The sequence below is a fragment of the Chloroflexus sp. genome, from assembly GCF_034435895.1.
In the GTDB taxonomy this organism is placed as follows: domain Bacteria; phylum Chloroflexota; class Chloroflexia; order Chloroflexales; family Chloroflexaceae; genus Chloroflexus.
Window position 1 is genome coordinate 21,714 of record NZ_DAOTWH010000236.1, and the last position, 15,879, is coordinate 37,592.

Below are 15,879 nucleotides of genomic sequence, written 5' to 3' on the forward strand. Positions count from 1 at the left end.
CCGGTTAGACCGGTTGCGGGCGCTTTTCGGCAAGCCTGTGCAATCTGTAACAACTTTTGGTACAATAGCACCGAACCACAACGCCATATAAATGCGTTGCCGTCGCAATCGAGCTTCCGGCATCAGTGTGGACGGCCAAAAGTATCAATGGCGATGCAGTCGTAGTATAACGAAAGAGCACGGCTATGAGCAAGAACACCCTCACCGTTACCGACAATCGCACCGGTAAAACGTACGAAATCCCGATTGAGCATGGCACCATTCGCGCGACCGACTTGCGCCAGATCAAGACTGATGATGATGATTTCGGTTTGATGTCGTACGATCCGGCCTACCTTAACACCGCTTCGTGCAAGAGCAGCATCACCTACATTGACGGCGATAAAGGGATTTTGGAGTATCGCGGCTACCCAATCGAGCAACTAGCGGAACAAAGCTCGTACCTTGAGGTGGCGTATCTGCTGCTCTACGGTGAATTGCCCTCAAAAGAGCGATTGGCATGGTGGGAGTACCGCATCAGCCGGCACCTCTTTCTGCACAACAGCCTCGTTGAGCTGATCCAAGCCTTCCGCTACGATGCGCACCCGATGGGTATCTTGATCAGCTCGGTCGCGGCGATGTCAACTCTCTACCCCGAAGCCAAGAACATTCACGATCCGGCGGTGCGCGAGAAGCAGATTTGGCGCATTATCGGCCAGATCCCGACCATTGCCGCCTTCGCCTACCGCCACCGGATTGGCCGGCCCTTCAACTTGCCCGACAGCTCGCTCAGCTATACCGCCAACCTGCTCTATATGATGGATTACATGAACCAGCGCGATTACGAGGTCAACCCGGTGCTGGCCAAAGCGCTGGACGTGCTCTTTATTCTGCACGCCGATCACGAACAGAACTGCTCGACATCGGTGATGCGCAGCGTCGGGTCGAGCCACGCTGATCCCTACAATGCGCTGGCGGCGGCGGCGGCGGCGCTGTACGGCCCGCTCCACGGCGGCGCCAACGAGGCAGTGCTGCGGATGTTGCAGCAGATTGGCCACCCCAAGAATGTGCCGGGATTTATCGAGCGGGTGAAGAAGGGTGAGATGCGTCTGATGGGTTTTGGCCACCGCATCTACAAGAACTACGACCCACGGGCCAAAATCATTCGCAAGATCGCGCACGAAGTCTTTGCGGCGACGGCGGCCAACCCGCTGCTCGATGTGGCGATGGAGCTGGAGCGGACGGCGTTAGAGGACGATTACTTCATCGCGCGCAAGCTCTACCCGAATGTGGACTTCTACAGCGGGTTGATCTATCAGGCCCTGCGCTTCCCAATCGAGTATTTCCCCTTCCTGTTCGCCATTCCGCGCGCGTCAGGCTGGTTGGCGCAGTGGCTTGAGATGCTCGAAGACCCCGAGCAGAAGATCACTCGCCCGCGGCAGGTGTATGTTGGCTCACAGCGGCGCGATTACATCCCCGTCGACCAGCGGTAAACCGTCGCAGGGGCAGAGCACCGCTCTGCCCCTGCGTACCCCTGCTTACACCTTAAACGCACTCCGTCCGGCGTACTTCGCCGCACTGCCCAACTCCTCCTCGATCCGCAGCAACTGGTTGTACTTCGCGATACGGTCGGTGCGGGCCGGTGCGCCGGTCTTGATCTGGCCGGCATTCGTCGCCACCGCCAAATCGGCGATCGTCACGTCTTCGCTCTCGCCCGACCGGTGCGAGACCACCGCCGTCCATCCGCTGCGCTGCGCCAACTGGATCGCGCTCAGCGTCTCGGTTAGTGAACCGATCTGGTTGAGCTTGATCAAGATCGAATTGGCGGCGCGAGCATTGATGGCGCGCTGCAATCGTTGCACATTGGTGACAAGGAAGTCATCGCCAACGAGTTGAACCTTATCGCCCAGCTTAGCCCGCAACAGCGCCCAACCCTCCCAGTCATCTTCGGCCAAGCCGTCTTCGAGCGAGATGATGGGGTAGCGATTGGCCAGATCAACCCAGTAATCAACCATCTCGGCGCTGGTCAACGAGCGGTCCTCGCGCTTGAGGTGATACTTGCCGTCTTCGTAGATCTCAGTCGTGGCCGGATCAAGCGCGATGAAAATCTGCTCGCCGGGACGGTAGCCGGCCTTTTCGATCGCTTCCATAATCAATTGCAGTGGGGCGTCGTTGGTTGGCAAGCTTGGCGCAAAGCCGCCCTCATCACCCACTGTTGTGCTAAAACCGCGATCATGGATGACCTTCTTGAGCGCATGGTAAATCTCGACGCCCCAGCGCAAGCCCTCGCGGAAGCTTTCCGCCCCGACTGGCATGATCATAAACTCCTGAAAGTCGGTGCTATTGGTGGCGTGCTGGCCGCCGTTCATAATATTCATCATCGGCACCGGCAGCACGTGGGCATACACACCGCCGAGGTAGCGGTAGAGCGGCATGCCAAACGCGGCGGCGGCAGCCTTGGCAGCCGCCAGCGACACCCCCAAAATCGCGTTCGCCCCCAGCTTGCTCTTGTTAGGCGTGCCGTCGAGCGCGATCAGCTCGTTATCGAGCGCAATCTGATCGGCGGCATCAAAGCCGATCAGCGCCTCGGCAATGTCTTGATTCACCGCCTGTGCCGCCTTGAGCACACCCTTCCCGTTGTAGCGCGACTTATCGCCATCGCGCAGCTCAAGCGCCTCGTGCGCGCCGGTTGATGCGCCGCTCGGCACAATCGCCCGCCCTACATCGCCACTCTCCAGCCGAACATCGACCTCGATCGTCGGGTTGCCGCGCGAGTCAAGCACCTCGCGGGCAATGATCGCTTCGATAAGAGTTGACATAGTTCCTCCGGGTAACAAAGCCCGAAACCACGAGCCTAGCAGCAAGCTGCTGCTAGCCGCGCTCAGTATAGCACGGATGCAACGCTTCATGCGGTAGCGGTTACTTGCCGCCGCCACGCAACCCCCATTCGTTTCCCATTCGTTTATTCGTTATCCATTCGTTGTCCCTACTAGCGTGATGGCCGCAAAGCGTGTATCCTAGAAGTACCGGAGTTGCACATGGGGAAGGAGCAACCTTCATGCGACCGCGTGAGCACTTTGATCACGAATTGGATGCCCTGCGCAAGCAGGTGGTGGACATGGGGCGCGCCGTCAGTGTGGCGCTTGAGCGGGCCATTTCGGCGCTGGAACGGGGAGATGCTGAGTTGGCCAAGGCGGTGGTGGCCGGCGATGCCGCTCTCAACGCGGCCAAAGACTCTATCGAGCAGCAAGCGATCAACCTGATCGCGACCCAACAGCCGGTAGCGCGCGATCTGCGCCGGATTGTGGCCGCCATCGCGATGAGCTATGAGCTGGAACGAATCGCTGATTATGCCAAGAGCACGGCCAAGATGGTGATTGGTAGTCCTGACCCCAATCGGGGGCCGCTAGCAGCGCCGGCAGAGCTCGTGGTGTTGGGCAAGACGGCGCAGGCCAATCTTGATCGAACGCTTGCTGCGCTCGCCAACGGCGGCGCTGATGCGATCAAAGACATTATCGCCCAAGAGGACGAGATCGACCACGAGTACAAGCAGTTGAAGCGTACCTTGGTCGCTAAACTCTCCCCTCCCGAAACCGCCGATCTGCTCTTTATCGCTCACAACTTCGAGCGGGTTTCCGACCGGGCCTTGAATATGGCCGAGAAGATCATCTTTATCTCCAGCGGCGATCAGGTCGAATTAAACGATTAACCGCTCTTTCCGGTACGGGCATAGCAGCGCTATGCCCCTTCTTTAATTCGCATTGACGTTTGTCTCCCGCGCCTGTACTTGCCCCTGCGCGCCGATCTGGATCGGCCCAATCGGCTTGAGACTGCAACTCGCGCAGAGGTCGGTAATTGCCGGTAACGCCGCTGGCGCGACCAGCAAGACCAGCCGGTCTCCCGGTGCAAAAACGGTGCTGCCGTTCGGGATAATGTAGCCGTCTTCACGTTGAATCTGCACGACCAACAACCCGCGTGGCAGATCGGCATCGATCAGTGATTTGCCCACTAGCGCCGAATCAGACGGAATGTGCGCTTCCAGAATCTGGCTGGCGCCGCTCACATCAGGCACAAACAGATGGCTGTCCACCTGTTCCGGTTGGGTGCTCATCACACCCAGCCGGCGCGCGACCCAGCTAATTGAAACCCCTTGCACCAATACTGATACCAGTACGATAAAGAAGACAAGGTTAAACAAGAGCGGCGCATCAGGGACGCCGGCCAAGAGCGGGAACGTGGCCAGCACGATCGGCACCGCGCCGCGCAATCCGGCCCACGAGATCATCAAGAGTTGCGCCAGCGAGCGCCGTTTCCAACCAATGGCGATCATGACCGACAATGGCCGGGCCACAAAGACGAGCCACAGCGCCATGGCCAAGCCTTGTCCGGCCACTGCCGGCAGTTGCGACGGGAACACAAGCAGCCCGAGAATGAGGAACATCGCAATCTGGCTGAGCCACGCGACGCCGTCGTGGAAGCGCAAGATCGAGCGTTTATGCACGATGTTGGCGTTGCCGAGCACAATCCCGGCCAAATAGACCGCCAAAAAGCCGTTGCCGCCGATGAGCGCGGTAAAGCCGTAGGTCAGCAGCGTCAGCGCAATCGTCAACACGACGTACAGCCCCTCTTGTTGCAGCCGGATGCGGTTAACGACCCAGATCATTAAGCGGCCAAACGCATAGCCGCCGGCTGCGCCCAGCACCATTTGGAAGATAAAGGCCGGTACAAGGCTGATGATGGTGGCTTGCGGGTTGATGAGCAATTGCGTCAGCCCGATCGTCAGAAAGACCGCAATCGGATCGTTACTGCCCGATTCAAGTTCAATCAGCGGTTCGAGACGGTGCTTGAGATGAATGCCGCGCGTGCGCATCACGCTAAAGACTGCCGCCGCGTCGGTTGAGGAGACAATCGCCCCTAATAACAATGCTAACGGCCAGTCGAAGCCAAGAATGAGCCGTGCCCCCGCCGCGGCAATGATCGTGCTGACCAATACGCCAACATTGGCGAGGATCAATCCCTCAGTGAGCACCGGCTTGATAATGGGCCAGTCAGTATCGAGACCGCCGGAAAAGAGAATGTAAACTAGGGCGATGACGCCGATCAGTTGGGCTGCGGCGGCGTCGGTGAAGGCGATGCCACCCGGCCCGTCAGAACCAGCCAGCATGCCAATGGCCATAAAGAGGATGAGCGCCGGCACGCCAAACCGGTTCGAGGCGCGGGTGGCGGCGACGCTAATCGCCAGTAACAAGCCGGTAATAAGTAACAATGGTTCGGTTGTCATGGCTGCGCTCCGCTATACAATGCATGAATAGCATAACATGTATAGCGGTTGCGAGCGCGGCTAGCCGGTGAAGTTTACCCTATTCCGCCCATTGCAGCCTTGCCGGGTCAATCGGTTCGCGCCGGTTGGCCGGCAGCCAATTGAAACATGCCGCTATGTCACCGTACGGCACAAATTCTAATCCGATGAAGCCGGTGTACCCGCTCTCCGCAATGGCGCGAAAGATGAAGGGGAAGCGCAATTCGCCGGTGCCGGGTTGGTGGCGGTCAGGCGCATCAGCCACCTGTATGTGCCCGATCCGGTTGATGTGCTGGCAAATGGTGCGGGTGATGTTGCCCTCCATCAACTGCATGTGGTAGACATCGTATTGGTAGCGTCGGTTCGGCGCTCCCACGCTATCAAGCAGCGCTAGCGTCTCGGCAGTGGTAGTCAACAGGTAGCCGGCATTCTCCCACGCATTGAGCGACTCGACCACCACCTCAATTCCAGCAGCGGCGGCCTGCTCGCATACCCACGCCAAATTGTCACGCACCCGCGCCAGTTGGCTCTCGCGTGATTCATCGGGCAACAACTTGCCCACCAGCGCATTCATGCGCGGGCACCCAATCTGGTGGGCGAAGTCCAACGCTTGTGGCACAGCCGCCCGCCATTCGTGTTGGCGTTCCGGGTGATTCAGCCAGCCGCGCTCACCCTGCGCAAGATTACCGGCGGGAAAGTTCACCAGCGCGATCTGCAACCCAGCATCGCGAATGTGACGAGCCAGCGCGGCAAGATCGACCCCATCCGGCCACCAGCATTCGACGGTGCCAAATCCCAATCGGACTGCGGTCTCAAACCGCTCACGCCATGGTTGTTCGCGCAAGGTGAGTGAAATATTCAGCGCAAAACGCAGCATCGCGTATCCTCGCTATTGCCGGCTACTGCCCAGCGCTTGGTCAATGGCCTCGTAATAAACCCGGAAAGAGATCGAGTCGACGTGGCCGCCGCCTTCCAGCCGGTAGAACGAGAGTGGCGCGGTCACTTCAGCCGCCAGCCGTTCGCCGTCGGCAAACGGTATGACGTGATCATTCGTGCCGTGGAAGATCACAACTGGGCAACGCACTTGACCAATCCAGCTATACGAGCGCAATGGGTACTTGAGCAAAAAACTCGGCGCCCATGGAAAGCGGCGGCGGGCAATTGTTTCGATACTGTAATATGGGCTTTCCAGAATGAGCAGGCGTGGTTGGTGATTGACCGCCAACCATGAAGCGAAACCGCTGCCCAGCGAGCTGCCATAGAGCACGATTTGCGGTTCAGGGTAGCGTTCCATCACCCATGCATAGACTGCTTCCGCATCGGCGAGCAGTTGTGCTTCGCTGCTAATTGCGCCGGTGCTGAGGCCATAGCCGCGGTAATCGGCCATCACCACATCGTAGCCGCGCTCGATCAAATGAGGCGCCACCACCTCGGCAATTTGGACGTTGCCGCCATTACCGTGAAAATAGAGCACGACACCCCGCGGATCAGCGGTGCGAAACCATAGGGTGTGCAATTCAGCGCCGTCAACCGGAATAAACAGCTCTTCGTGCGGCAGGTCAAAGGTGTAGCGGGAGCCAGGAGGCAACCGTTCAGGAAAAAAGAGCAACCGTTCTTGCACTAGATATATCCCGATGCACAGGGTTCCATAGAGCACTACCACCGTCACAATCAGGTATTGCAACGCGGTCAGCACGAACGAACGCCTCTTTGCAGGTGCAGATGCAGAAGATTGCAGCGTAGCCATCGTGCCATTCTCCCGATGTAGCGCCACACAGCAGTGTGGCGGGAACGCCACGCCGCTATGCGACGCTCCTATCCGACGGTCTCACCAACCGAGCACGATCGCAAAGATTAACGGCGCCACAATGGTCGCATCAGACTCGATAATAAATTTGGGAGTATCAACCGCCAGCTTGCCCCACGTAATCTTCTCGTTGGGTACCGCGCCCGAATACGAGCCATAGCTAGTGGTCGAGTCGCTAATCTGGCAGAAATAGCCCCACACCGGCACCCCTTCGCGGCCCAAATCTTGGTGCAACATCGGCACGACGCAGATCGGGAAGTCGCCGGCGATACCGCCGCCGATCTGGAAGAAACCGATCGAAGCTTCGGCTGAGGTGCGTGTATACCAATCGGCCAGATCGATCATATACTCGATGCCGGTGCGCACGGTATGTACGTTCTTGATCTCGCCGGTGATGCAGTGGGCCGCGTACATATTGCCGGTGGTCGAATCTTCCCACCCCGGCACATAAATCGGCAGATTGCGCTCCATCGCGGCGTAGACCCACGAATCGCGCGGATCGATCTGATAATACTGTTCGAGTTTGCCCGACCGCAAAATGCGGTAGATAAACTCGTGCGGGAAGTAGCGCTCGCCGGCCCGGTCAGCGTTTATCCACTCATCGAGCAAGGCCTTCTCGAGCCGGCGCATTGCCTCTTCTTCCGGGATGCAGGTGTCGGTCACCCGGTTCATGTGGCGTTCGAACAGCTCTTGCTCTTGCTGGGGGCTGAGGTCGCGGTAGTGCGGCACTCGCTCGTAAAAATCGTGCGCGATCAGGTTAAAGATATCTTCTTCCAGATTAGCGCCGGTGCATGAGATGGCATGCACCTTCTCTTGCCGGATCATCTCGGCCAGCGAAAGGCCGAGTTCGGAGGTGCTCATTGCGCCGGCCAGTGTGATCATCATCTGGCCGCCTTTGGCGAGATGCGCGCGGTAGCCCTCGGCGGCATCAACGAGTGCCGCCGCGTTGAAATGGCGAAAATGATAACGGATAAATTGGGTGATAGCTCCGTTCGTCATACATGGTTCCTTTCATCGTGGGGCACAGCGTCGCTGTGCCCATACATCTTGTTGTGGGGAGGCGCAGCAGCGCGGCGTCCGTACCTCGTGTCGTTGGGGCGCAGCGGCGCGGCGCCCGTACGAGGCGCTGTGCTCTAATGCAGCACAGCGTTCTGTCGCCACCGATTATAGCACGCTGGCATGCAACGCGGGATCGTGAAGGAAGCCACACGAAACAGGGGAAGAATTTACCAAAACTTTACACAAAACTTAACCTGCGCTGAAAAAGGGTTGCTACAATCATCCCACCGCGATATGAGATGCATAACTGGCATGTTGCGTGCGGGTCATTGTGCCGTTTGAGTTGCCGACCGTGTTCGTGGCGCGTTTCACCATGTTCGTGAGATTCGGCGCATTGATTGCAGCGACAGCAGGGATGCATCGCTTGTAAGGAGCAGTGCAGCGCAAGTGAAGGAGGTCCTATGTCGGATCTGTCCAAGCTCCCGGTTGCGGAGCGGAATCGGCGGTATTGGCAAGAGAACCTGCGCCTGATCTCGATTTTGATCGTGATCTGGTTTGCGGTTTCGTATGTGCCGGTGCTCTTCGTCGAAGCTCTGAACAACATCGTGATTGCCGGTTTTCCTCTCGGCTACTACATGGGTAGCCAAGGATCGTTGATCGTGTTCGTGGTGGAAATTTTCTATTACGCCAACGCCATGAACAAGTTGGATGCGAAGTACGGTTTGAGTGATCGCGATCGCTAGTCCAGCATCAGTTTCTGTAGTCGCAGAGGAGAAACGCGCATGTCTGCTTCGGCCCAGAGCGTCTTCCGCAACCGGTTGGCGCGCTATTATGGTTACTTCACGCTTGGTCTGGTTGGCTTCAGTCTTATCATGCTGATGCTTGAGATCTTTGCCGGTCTACCCACGCAAGTCATCGGTTGGATCTTCCTGTTGTTAACGATGGCGCTTTACGCGACGATCGGCATTTTGTCGCGCACCAAGGCGCTCGATGAGTATTATGTCGCCGGTCGCAATGTGCCAGCGGTGTTTAACGGCATGGCCACCGGCGCCGACTGGATGAGTGCAGCATCATTTATCTCGATGGCTGGCACGCTCTGGTTGCTCGGTTACGATGGTCTGGCCTACATCATGGGCTGGACGGGCGGCTACGTGTTGCTGGCGCTGCTCTTTGCGCCGTACCTGCGCAAGTTTGGCCAGTACACCATTCCCGACTTTGTTGGCGCACGTTTCGGTGGCAATACCGCCCGCGTGGTGGCCGCGATCTGCGCGATTATCGTGTCGCTGACCTACGTGACTGCGCAGGTGGTTGGCGTCGGCCTGATCATGCAGCGCTTCGTCGGCGTTGATTACACGATCGGCGTGATCCTTGGCCTGTCGGGTGTGCTGGTCTGTTCGTTCCTTGGCGGGATGAAGGCTGTGACGTGGACGCAGGTGGCGCAGTATATCATCCTGATTATTGCCTACTTGATCCCGGTCACCGCGCTTTCCATCCAACTGACCGGTTTCCCGTTGCCGCAGTTGAGCTACGGGCAGGCTCTCCAGCGCATTCAGGTGCTTGAGAAAGAACAGGGCCTGTCGAAGACGAGCGAGTCGCCGGTGGTTCCGGGTAAGTTTATTACCACTGGTTACATCCCGCCCTTCAACGAGGGTCTGAGCAATGCAGCGGCCATTGACGCGGTGCGGCAGATCAACAACCAGTTTGGCTGGAGCCTGACCCCGCCGGCAGCGCAACCGATCCCTGATGCCAATAAGCCGGAATTGGGTGACTGGCGCGGCACCCCGTGGAACTTCCTTGCCCTTATGGCGTGTCTGATGCTGGGCACCGCCGGTCTGCCCCACATCCTCATCCGTTTCTACACCGTGCCGAGCGTGCGCGAGAGCCGCATGAGCGTCGGTTGGTCGCTGTTCTTCATCTTCTTGCTCTACTTCACCGCGCCGGCCTACGCCGCTTTCTCGCGCTGGCAGATCCTTGAGAATGTGGTCGGCAAGCAGATCAGCGAACTGCCGGGCTGGACGAAGACGTGGGCGAGCAATGGTTTGATCGTGATCCGCGACCTCAAGGCGGTTGATGGCGTTGAGATCGGCAAGGAGCCGGGTTGGGTGAAGAACCTGATCAACGCGAAGACTATCACCATTGAGGATGCGAATGGCAACGGCAAGATTGACCTTGGCCCATGGGAGGACCTTGGCGAAGGCAAGGCGCGCGCCGGTGAAATTTCGGGTGCAGCCGCCACTTTGACCAAAGCGCGAGTTGATGGCGTTTTGCAGCTCAATGAGTTGGGCCGCGCTACCGCTGATGGCATCGACGGCGACCTCGTGGTGCTCTCGACGCCGGATATTGCCGGTCTGCCGTATACTATTGGCGCCCTGATTGCGGCGGGCGGTATGGCAGCGGCGCTCAGCACTGCTGACGGTCTGCTGGTGGTGATTGCCTCGGCGATTGCGCACGATATCTACTTCCGCACGATCAATCCGAAGGCTAGCCTCAGCACCCGCATCGTGCTGGGCAAGTCGATGATCGTGGTGGCCGCCGTGATCGCTGCCTTGCTCGCTATCCCACGCCTCGCGCTGATTGCGCAGATGGTGGCGTGGGCGTTCTCGATGGCCGCCGCAACCTTCTTCCCGGTGGTGCTGCTCGGCATCTTCTGGAAGCGGGCTAATGGCCCCGGCGCAATTGCCGGTATGATCGGCGGTTTGGCAGTGACCCTCTTCTACATGTTCAACAACTATACCAATCCCGCCTTCAACGTCCTTGGCATCTCGCACCTCGGTTCGGGCATCTTTGGTCTGCCGGTGGCGATCATCTTGATTGTGGTCGTTAGCTTGCTGACCAAGGAACCCTCGAAGGAGACGCAGGAGCTGGTTGAGAACCTGCGCAATCCGATCACCGACGACGAGACGATGACCAAGATGGTTGATAAGGTGGCGGCAGCGAAGTAGGTTGGCGTTCACCGGCAACCACGGCACGGGCAGGTTGCTCGCGCCGTGGTTGTCTTTGGCTAAGCCGCCGGATGGCGCTTGATCGTGTTATACTGCCTATGTATGGATACGATCAAGACTCTACTGGTGCGCATACGATTATTTATCGCGGTTGCGCTGATCGTTGCCGTAGCTGCCTGTAGCCTGCCGCCTGCTGAGCCTACGCCGGCAACGCCAGTCTCTTCATCGCCAAGTGATGTCGGACCAACACTACCGGCGCCGATGGCAACCCCAGTGCCTTCACTGCCAAGTGGAGCCGGGCCAAGCCAGCCAGCGGCGACCATAGTTCCCGCAACGCCGGTGCGGCGCGGGCCGCCGATTGGTACCTTCTTTTTCTATTGGTACAACTGCCCGCAACAGGAATGCAACCCTAACCAACTGCGCGCAGTCCCTCCCGGTTGGTTGACGCCGCTGCCCGATGATCCCGATCCGCGCGATGGCCTCAGCTATTCTTCGTATAACTATGACTGGTACGAGCGCGAATTGCGCACAATGGCCGCCACCGGGATAGATATCGTCTTTCCGGTGAGTTGGGGCAATCATCCGCATCCGTGGTTTCAACAGGATCGGATCAACTTGCTGGTGCAAGCGAACGGTGTCTTAGCGCAGCCCTTGCAGATCGGGATGTTTCTCGATACCACGGCCCAGCAAGGCATGTATCAAGAGTTTATGGGCAATGGCTACCGGTTTGGCCCGAACGTGCCTCGCTTGCCCCTCGGTGACCCGCGGAGCGGCTATTTCTTCTACAACCTGCACATTCGCGATTTCTTTCAGCGGGTGCCGCGCGAGATGTGGGCCACGATCAATGGTCGCCCGATTATCGTCACCTATACGGCCCTGTGTTGCGATAATCTCGAACTGAGCGGCGCGCTGTGGCGAGCGGTCAAAGATGCCTTTCGCGCCGATTTTGGCGTCGAACCGTGGCTGATCCTCGAAGAGACGTGGTTCAACCCGCAGGCGCTCGCCCCGCCGGCAGGCTTGCCGAGCAGCGTCGAAGCGGCGGATGGCGTCTATCGCTGGGGGACGGCGCTAGTAGGGCCGTATACCGGTGAATTGCGCGGGTTTAAGGTGAGCAGCGCCGGGCCGGGGTTTGATAACTCGCGCATTCCGGGGGTAAGCGACCCGCGGGTGCAGCCACGTGATGAACCTCCCGGCGGCGGGCCAGTTGCTCCCGGCGCCTTTCTGCGGGCCAGTCTCGCGGCTATCCCGCCCGATACCGATCTGGTGCTGATTGAGACGTGGAATGAGTGGCCGGAAAATACCGCCGTGGCGCCGGCGGCGTACACCGACCGTGATAGTCGCCCCTTGCCGCCTGATTTCTACCTGCAAATCATTCGCGAATGGCGAGCAACCTTTGGCCCAGCGCCGTGAAGTCGCTCACTACTGGGGTGTGTATCCTTCCCCTCGCTTGTAATCAATAACGCTGGTACAATATTATGAAACGAGTATTTGCGGTATACGTCTAGAAAGTCGATCGTATGAGTTGGACATTCTTGACCAACCATGCGCAGGTCTTGCTCTGCATTGCCCGCAACTCGCGGGTGACAGCGCACGACATTGCTCAGACGGTTGGGATTACCGAGCGGGCCGTGCAGCGCATTTTGCACGATCTGCATGAGGCTGGCTATATTTCACATGTGCGCGAGGGCCGGCATAACGCGTACACCATCTATGCCGATCGCCCGTTGCGCCATCCGGCCCAGAAAGGGTTGACAGTGCGCGATTTACTGGCTATCTTGCTCAATGGGAATGCGACGGAAACCGGTGAAGTAGCAACCGCAATCGGTTCTGAATAGCATCCGCCGGAAGTGAGCGAGCAGCTCACTCCCGGCGCATAGCGGGCTAACACACGTCTTTAAACAGCTCGATCAGCTCGTTGATCGTTTCGGCGCGGCAACGCTCACTATCGCTCAGGCAATTTTGCGCATAGCATTCGAGCACAACGCTATTGGCGCTAGCCAATGCTTGCCGGATGGCAGCGATCTGGTGGACAATATCGCGGCAGTCACGGCCCTCTTCCACCATGCGCTGAATGCCGCGCACTTGGCCTTCGATGCGCCGTAACCGGCGCACTAGCTCGTCGCGCCGTTCAGGCGCTAATGGATGACCACCGGCGTTCATAGGCTGTTCATTTGCCGGGTCGGGCGTTGGCAGCGGAGTGTTCACGCCATTGCCAGCACTTTATCGAAGATCTCGCGATACATCGCTTCCGGGCGCGCGCCAATCAACCGCCCGACTTCCTTGCCATTCTTAAAGATGACCAGCGTCGGAATGCCCTGAATGCCGAGCTGGGAAGCATAGCGGACGTTATCGTCGGTGTTGACCTTGGCGATGGTGAGCCGGCCTTCGTACTCGTTGGCCAGCTTGTCAAGAATGGGGGCGATGACACGGCACGGCCCGCACCACGGCGCCCAAAAATCGACCACGACTGGCGTGCTCGATTGCAAGACCTTCTCGGCAAAATCGGAATCGTTTACTACGATGGGCTTAGCCATTGGTTCTATCCTCCTCAATGATTCGTGAGCGGCAGCTGATTCGCCGCAGTGCGAGCGGTAACAATATACTCCCCGGGGGTATACTATACCCGAGGCTGGGCCAGTTGTCAAGAGGATGATGCTCTGTGTTATACTGAAGGCGCGATCAGCACCAAGCCGGGTTTCCATAGATGGTATCGGCCCGTAAGAAGTTCGTGATTTGTGACCGGAAGGAGGCAACCTTGGCAACGCTAGGGCGTGATGTCACCATTACATTTATTGGTCATGGCACCTTCCATCTGACGACGCCGGAGGGCCGTAATATCTTGATCGATGCGTGGGTTGACGGCAACCCGATCTGTCCAGAGCCGTTAAAGGCGCGGGTGCGCGAGAACTTGGCAGCGATCTTTATCACCCATGGCCACTTCGATCACATCGGCGATGTCGTCGATTTGGCGCGCGAAACCGGGGCAACGGTGGTATGCCAATACGATATGGTGCCGTACTTTGAAGGTGAAGGCATCCCGGCGGCGCAATTGGTTGGGTTCAATAAGGGCGGCACAGTGACGGTGGCCGATGTGCGCGCGACGATGACAACGGCCCATCATTCCAGCACCATCTACGAAAACGGCCAAATTATCAATCTGGGCACGGCCGCCGGTTATGTCTTGCGCTTCAGCAACGGCTTTACCGTCTATCATACCGGCGATACCTGCGTGACTATGGATATGCAGATCATCGGCGATCTGTATCGCCCCGATCTGGTCATCCTGCCGATTGGCGATCACTTTACGATGGATCCGCGCCAAGCGGCGTATGCGCTGAAGCTGATCGGCGCCAAGTATGCGATTCCCGAACATTACGGCACGTTCCCGATCCTCGCCGGCACGCCGGAAGCGTTGGCTGAGCATTGCCGTGAGTTTGGGGTAACCACCGAGATCATCGTGTTAAAGCCCGGTGAGTCGGTGAGCTAAGCAAGCAGCGATGATGGTACGTTTGTTCTGGTTGCCGGTTTGCGCCAGCGAACAGAACGGCTTTTTCGCTTTTGAACAGCACTACGACAGGGAGAAGAAACGATGCTCGAACATTTGCGCGCAACCGATCCAATCATTGCTGACTTGATCGAGCGCGAAGCGCAACGCCAGCGGCAGGGTCTTGAGCTGATCGCCAGCGAGAACTATACCAGCCTTGCGGTGATGGAGGCGCAAGGGTCGGTGTTGACTAACAAGTATGCCGAAGGTTTGCCCGGACGGCGCTACTACGGCGGCTGTGAGTTTGTTGACGCAATCGAGCAGTTAGCGATTGACCGCGCCTGCCAGTTGTTTGGCACGACGCACGCCAATGTCCAGCCGCACAGCGGCGCGCAAGCCAATATCGCGGTGTTCACCGCTCTGTTGCAACCCGGTGATACTATTCTCGGCATGCGACTTGACCACGGCGGTCACCTCACCCACGGCAGTCCAGTCAATTTTTCTGGCAAGTGGTATAACGTGCAGTTCTACGGCGTCGATCTGCAGAGCGGCCAGATCGACTACGACGATTTAGCCGCCAAAGCGCGCGCAATCCGGCCTAAGCTGATTACGTCGGGTGCGAGCGCCTACCCGCGCATCATTGATTTTGCCCGCATGCGCCAGATCGCCGATGAGGTCGGCGCGTTGCTGATGGCTGATATTGCCCATATCGCTGGGTTGGTGGCGGCTGGCGAGCATCCGTCGCCGGTGGGGCATGCGCATATCATCACCACCACGACGCACAAGACATTGCGCGGCCCCCGCGGCGGTCTCATCTTGATGGGGGAAGAGTTGGCTAAGCAGATTAATTCCAGCGTCTTTCCGGGGACGCAGGGCGGGCCGTTGATGCACGTGATTGCCGGCAAAGCGGTTGCTTTCGGCGAGGCGCTCCGGCCTGAATTCAAGCAGTACGCCGCTCAGATCCGGCTCAATGCGCGGGCCTTGGCGGAAGGGTTGCGCGGGCAAGGGCTGACACTGGTCAGTGGCGGCACCGATAACCACCTGATGCTGGTCGATTTGCGGAGCACCGGCTTGACCGGGGCGCAGGCGCAGCGGGCGTTGGATAAAGCGGCGATTATCGTCAATAAGAATGCTATCCCCGACGATCCGCAGCCACCGATGAAGACGAGCGGCATCCGGATCGGAACGCCAGCGGTGACGACGCGCGGTATGCGCGAGCGTGAGATGGCGCAGATTGCGGCGTGGATCGGCGAGGTGCTGATGTACCCCGACGACGACGGGCGGTTGGCGCGCATTGCGTCCGAGGTGGCTGACATGTGCCACCATTTCCCGGTGCCGGCTGATATGGTGCAGGTGCGGTAACGGCCAA

The 15,879-nt window shown here is 58.6% G+C and carries 15 protein-coding genes; 8 read left to right on the top strand and 7 right to left on the bottom strand.

Annotation, left to right across the window (positions count from 1 at the left end; genetic code table 11):
• Nucleotides 1–185: 185 nt before the first annotated feature.
• Nucleotides 186–1,472: a citrate synthase gene (locus U9R81_RS13710; protein ID WP_322496001.1), complete on the top strand. Its 1,287-nt coding sequence runs from the start codon at nt 186–188 to the stop codon at nt 1,470–1,472.
• A gap of 45 nt (nt 1,473–1,517) precedes the next feature.
• Here U9R81_RS13710 and eno read toward each other — a convergent pair whose 3' ends face one another.
• A complete protein-coding gene (gene eno, locus U9R81_RS13715) occupies nt 1,518–2,798 on the bottom strand; it encodes a phosphopyruvate hydratase (protein ID WP_322496002.1) in 1,281 nt (426 codons plus the stop codon).
• Between the two features lie 239 nt (nt 2,799–3,037).
• Here eno and phoU point away from each other — a divergent pair, with 239 nt between their 5' ends.
• Nucleotides 3,038–3,688, top strand: coding sequence for a phosphate signaling complex protein PhoU (gene phoU, locus U9R81_RS13720; protein ID WP_322496003.1), 651 nt, complete (start codon nt 3,038–3,040; stop codon nt 3,686–3,688).
• A 42-nt stretch (nt 3,689–3,730) separates the two neighbouring features.
• Here the strand turns inward: phoU and U9R81_RS13725 are convergent, their stop codons facing one another.
• From U9R81_RS13725 to U9R81_RS13740, 4 genes are all read right to left on the bottom strand, one after another.
• A complete protein-coding gene (locus tag U9R81_RS13725) occupies nt 3,731–5,260 on the bottom strand; it encodes a potassium/proton antiporter (RefSeq protein ID WP_322496004.1) in 1,530 nt (509 codons plus the stop codon).
• 79 nt (nt 5,261–5,339) lie between these two features.
• Nucleotides 5,340–6,155 (bottom strand): hydroxypyruvate isomerase family protein, encoded by an 816-nt coding sequence (locus U9R81_RS13730; protein WP_322496005.1) that lies wholly within the window; start codon nt 6,153–6,155, stop codon nt 5,340–5,342.
• A 12-nt stretch (nt 6,156–6,167) separates the two neighbouring features.
• Nucleotides 6,168–6,974, bottom strand: coding sequence for an alpha/beta hydrolase (locus U9R81_RS13735; protein WP_322496006.1), 807 nt, complete (start codon nt 6,972–6,974; stop codon nt 6,168–6,170).
• A 132-nt stretch (nt 6,975–7,106) separates the two neighbouring features.
• Nucleotides 7,107–8,084 (bottom strand): deoxyhypusine synthase family protein, encoded by a 978-nt coding sequence (locus U9R81_RS13740; RefSeq protein WP_322496007.1) that lies wholly within the window; start codon nt 8,082–8,084, stop codon nt 7,107–7,109.
• Nucleotides 8,085–8,545: 461 nt separating this feature from the next.
• Here U9R81_RS13740 and U9R81_RS13745 point away from each other — a divergent pair, with 461 nt between their 5' ends.
• The 4 genes from U9R81_RS13745 (at nt 8,546) to U9R81_RS13760 (ending at nt 12,861) form a co-directional block, all read left to right on the top strand.
• Nucleotides 8,546–8,827, top strand: a complete 282-nt coding sequence (locus tag U9R81_RS13745) for a DUF4212 domain-containing protein (RefSeq protein WP_322496008.1) — start codon at nt 8,546–8,548, stop codon at nt 8,825–8,827.
• Nucleotides 8,828–8,866: 39 nt separating this feature from the next.
• Nucleotides 8,867–11,026: a sodium:solute symporter family protein gene (locus tag U9R81_RS13750; protein ID WP_322496009.1), complete on the top strand. Its 2,160-nt coding sequence runs from the start codon at nt 8,867–8,869 to the stop codon at nt 11,024–11,026.
• Nucleotides 11,027–11,128: 102 nt separating this feature from the next.
• Nucleotides 11,129–12,436, top strand: a complete 1,308-nt coding sequence (locus U9R81_RS13755; RefSeq protein WP_322496010.1) for a DUF5010 domain-containing protein — start codon at nt 11,129–11,131, stop codon at nt 12,434–12,436.
• A 107-nt stretch (nt 12,437–12,543) separates the two neighbouring features.
• The gene (locus tag U9R81_RS13760) at nt 12,544–12,861 is read left to right on the top strand and encodes a winged helix-turn-helix domain-containing protein (protein ID WP_322496011.1); all 318 of its coding nucleotides are present in this window, start codon (nt 12,544–12,546) and stop codon (nt 12,859–12,861) included.
• A gap of 46 nt (nt 12,862–12,907) precedes the next feature.
• On the opposite strand, the gene U9R81_RS13765 is transcribed toward U9R81_RS13760, so the two are convergent.
• Together U9R81_RS13765 and trxA are read right to left on the bottom strand one after the other, a co-directional pair.
• Nucleotides 12,908–13,186, bottom strand: a complete 279-nt coding sequence (locus tag U9R81_RS13765) for a metal-sensitive transcriptional regulator (protein ID WP_066788655.1) — start codon at nt 13,184–13,186, stop codon at nt 12,908–12,910.
• 41 nt (nt 13,187–13,227) lie between these two features.
• Nucleotides 13,228–13,728: a thioredoxin gene (gene trxA / locus U9R81_RS13770; RefSeq protein ID WP_416180966.1), complete on the bottom strand. Its 501-nt coding sequence runs from the start codon at nt 13,726–13,728 to the stop codon at nt 13,228–13,230.
• A gap of 53 nt (nt 13,729–13,781) precedes the next feature.
• Here trxA and U9R81_RS13775 point away from each other — a divergent pair, with 53 nt between their 5' ends.
• Nucleotides 13,782–14,513 carry a metal-dependent hydrolase gene (locus U9R81_RS13775; protein WP_322496012.1) on the top strand — a complete coding sequence of 244 codons (732 nt, stop codon included), beginning with the start codon at nt 13,782–13,784 and terminating at the stop codon, nt 14,511–14,513.
• Nucleotides 14,514–14,615: 102 nt separating this feature from the next.
• A complete protein-coding gene (glyA, locus tag U9R81_RS13780; RefSeq protein WP_322496013.1) occupies nt 14,616–15,872 on the top strand; it encodes a serine hydroxymethyltransferase in 1,257 nt (418 codons plus the stop codon).
• Nucleotides 15,873–15,879: the final 7 nt, after the last annotated feature.

Excerpts from the sequence above, each read along its gene's own strand:
- U9R81_RS13730 (WP_322496005.1), bottom strand. The coding sequence starts at position 6,155 with ATGCTGCGTTTTGCGCTGAATATTTCACTCACCTTGCGCGAACAACCA.
- U9R81_RS13765 (WP_066788655.1), bottom strand. The coding sequence starts at position 13,186 with ATGAACGCCGGTGGTCATCCATTAGCGCCTGAACGGCGCGACGAGCTA.
- U9R81_RS13760 (WP_322496011.1), top strand. The coding sequence starts at position 12,544 with ATGAGTTGGACATTCTTGACCAACCATGCGCAGGTCTTGCTCTGCATT.
- trxA (WP_416180966.1), bottom strand. The coding sequence starts at position 13,728 with ATGGAAACCCGGCTTGGTGCTGATCGCGCCTTCAGTATAACACAGAGC.
- U9R81_RS13710 (WP_322496001.1), top strand. The coding sequence starts at position 186 with ATGAGCAAGAACACCCTCACCGTTACCGACAATCGCACCGGTAAAACG.
- phoU (WP_322496003.1), top strand. The coding sequence starts at position 3,038 with ATGCGACCGCGTGAGCACTTTGATCACGAATTGGATGCCCTGCGCAAG.
- eno (WP_322496002.1), bottom strand. The coding sequence starts at position 2,798 with ATGTCAACTCTTATCGAAGCGATCATTGCCCGCGAGGTGCTTGACTCG.
- U9R81_RS13725 (WP_322496004.1), bottom strand. The coding sequence starts at position 5,260 with ATGACAACCGAACCATTGTTACTTATTACCGGCTTGTTACTGGCGATT.
- glyA (WP_322496013.1), top strand. The coding sequence starts at position 14,616 with ATGCTCGAACATTTGCGCGCAACCGATCCAATCATTGCTGACTTGATC.
- U9R81_RS13750 (WP_322496009.1), top strand. The coding sequence starts at position 8,867 with ATGTCTGCTTCGGCCCAGAGCGTCTTCCGCAACCGGTTGGCGCGCTAT.
- U9R81_RS13755 (WP_322496010.1), top strand. The coding sequence starts at position 11,129 with ATGGATACGATCAAGACTCTACTGGTGCGCATACGATTATTTATCGCG.
- U9R81_RS13740 (WP_322496007.1), bottom strand. The coding sequence starts at position 8,084 with ATGACGAACGGAGCTATCACCCAATTTATCCGTTATCATTTTCGCCAT.
- U9R81_RS13745 (WP_322496008.1), top strand. The coding sequence starts at position 8,546 with ATGTCGGATCTGTCCAAGCTCCCGGTTGCGGAGCGGAATCGGCGGTAT.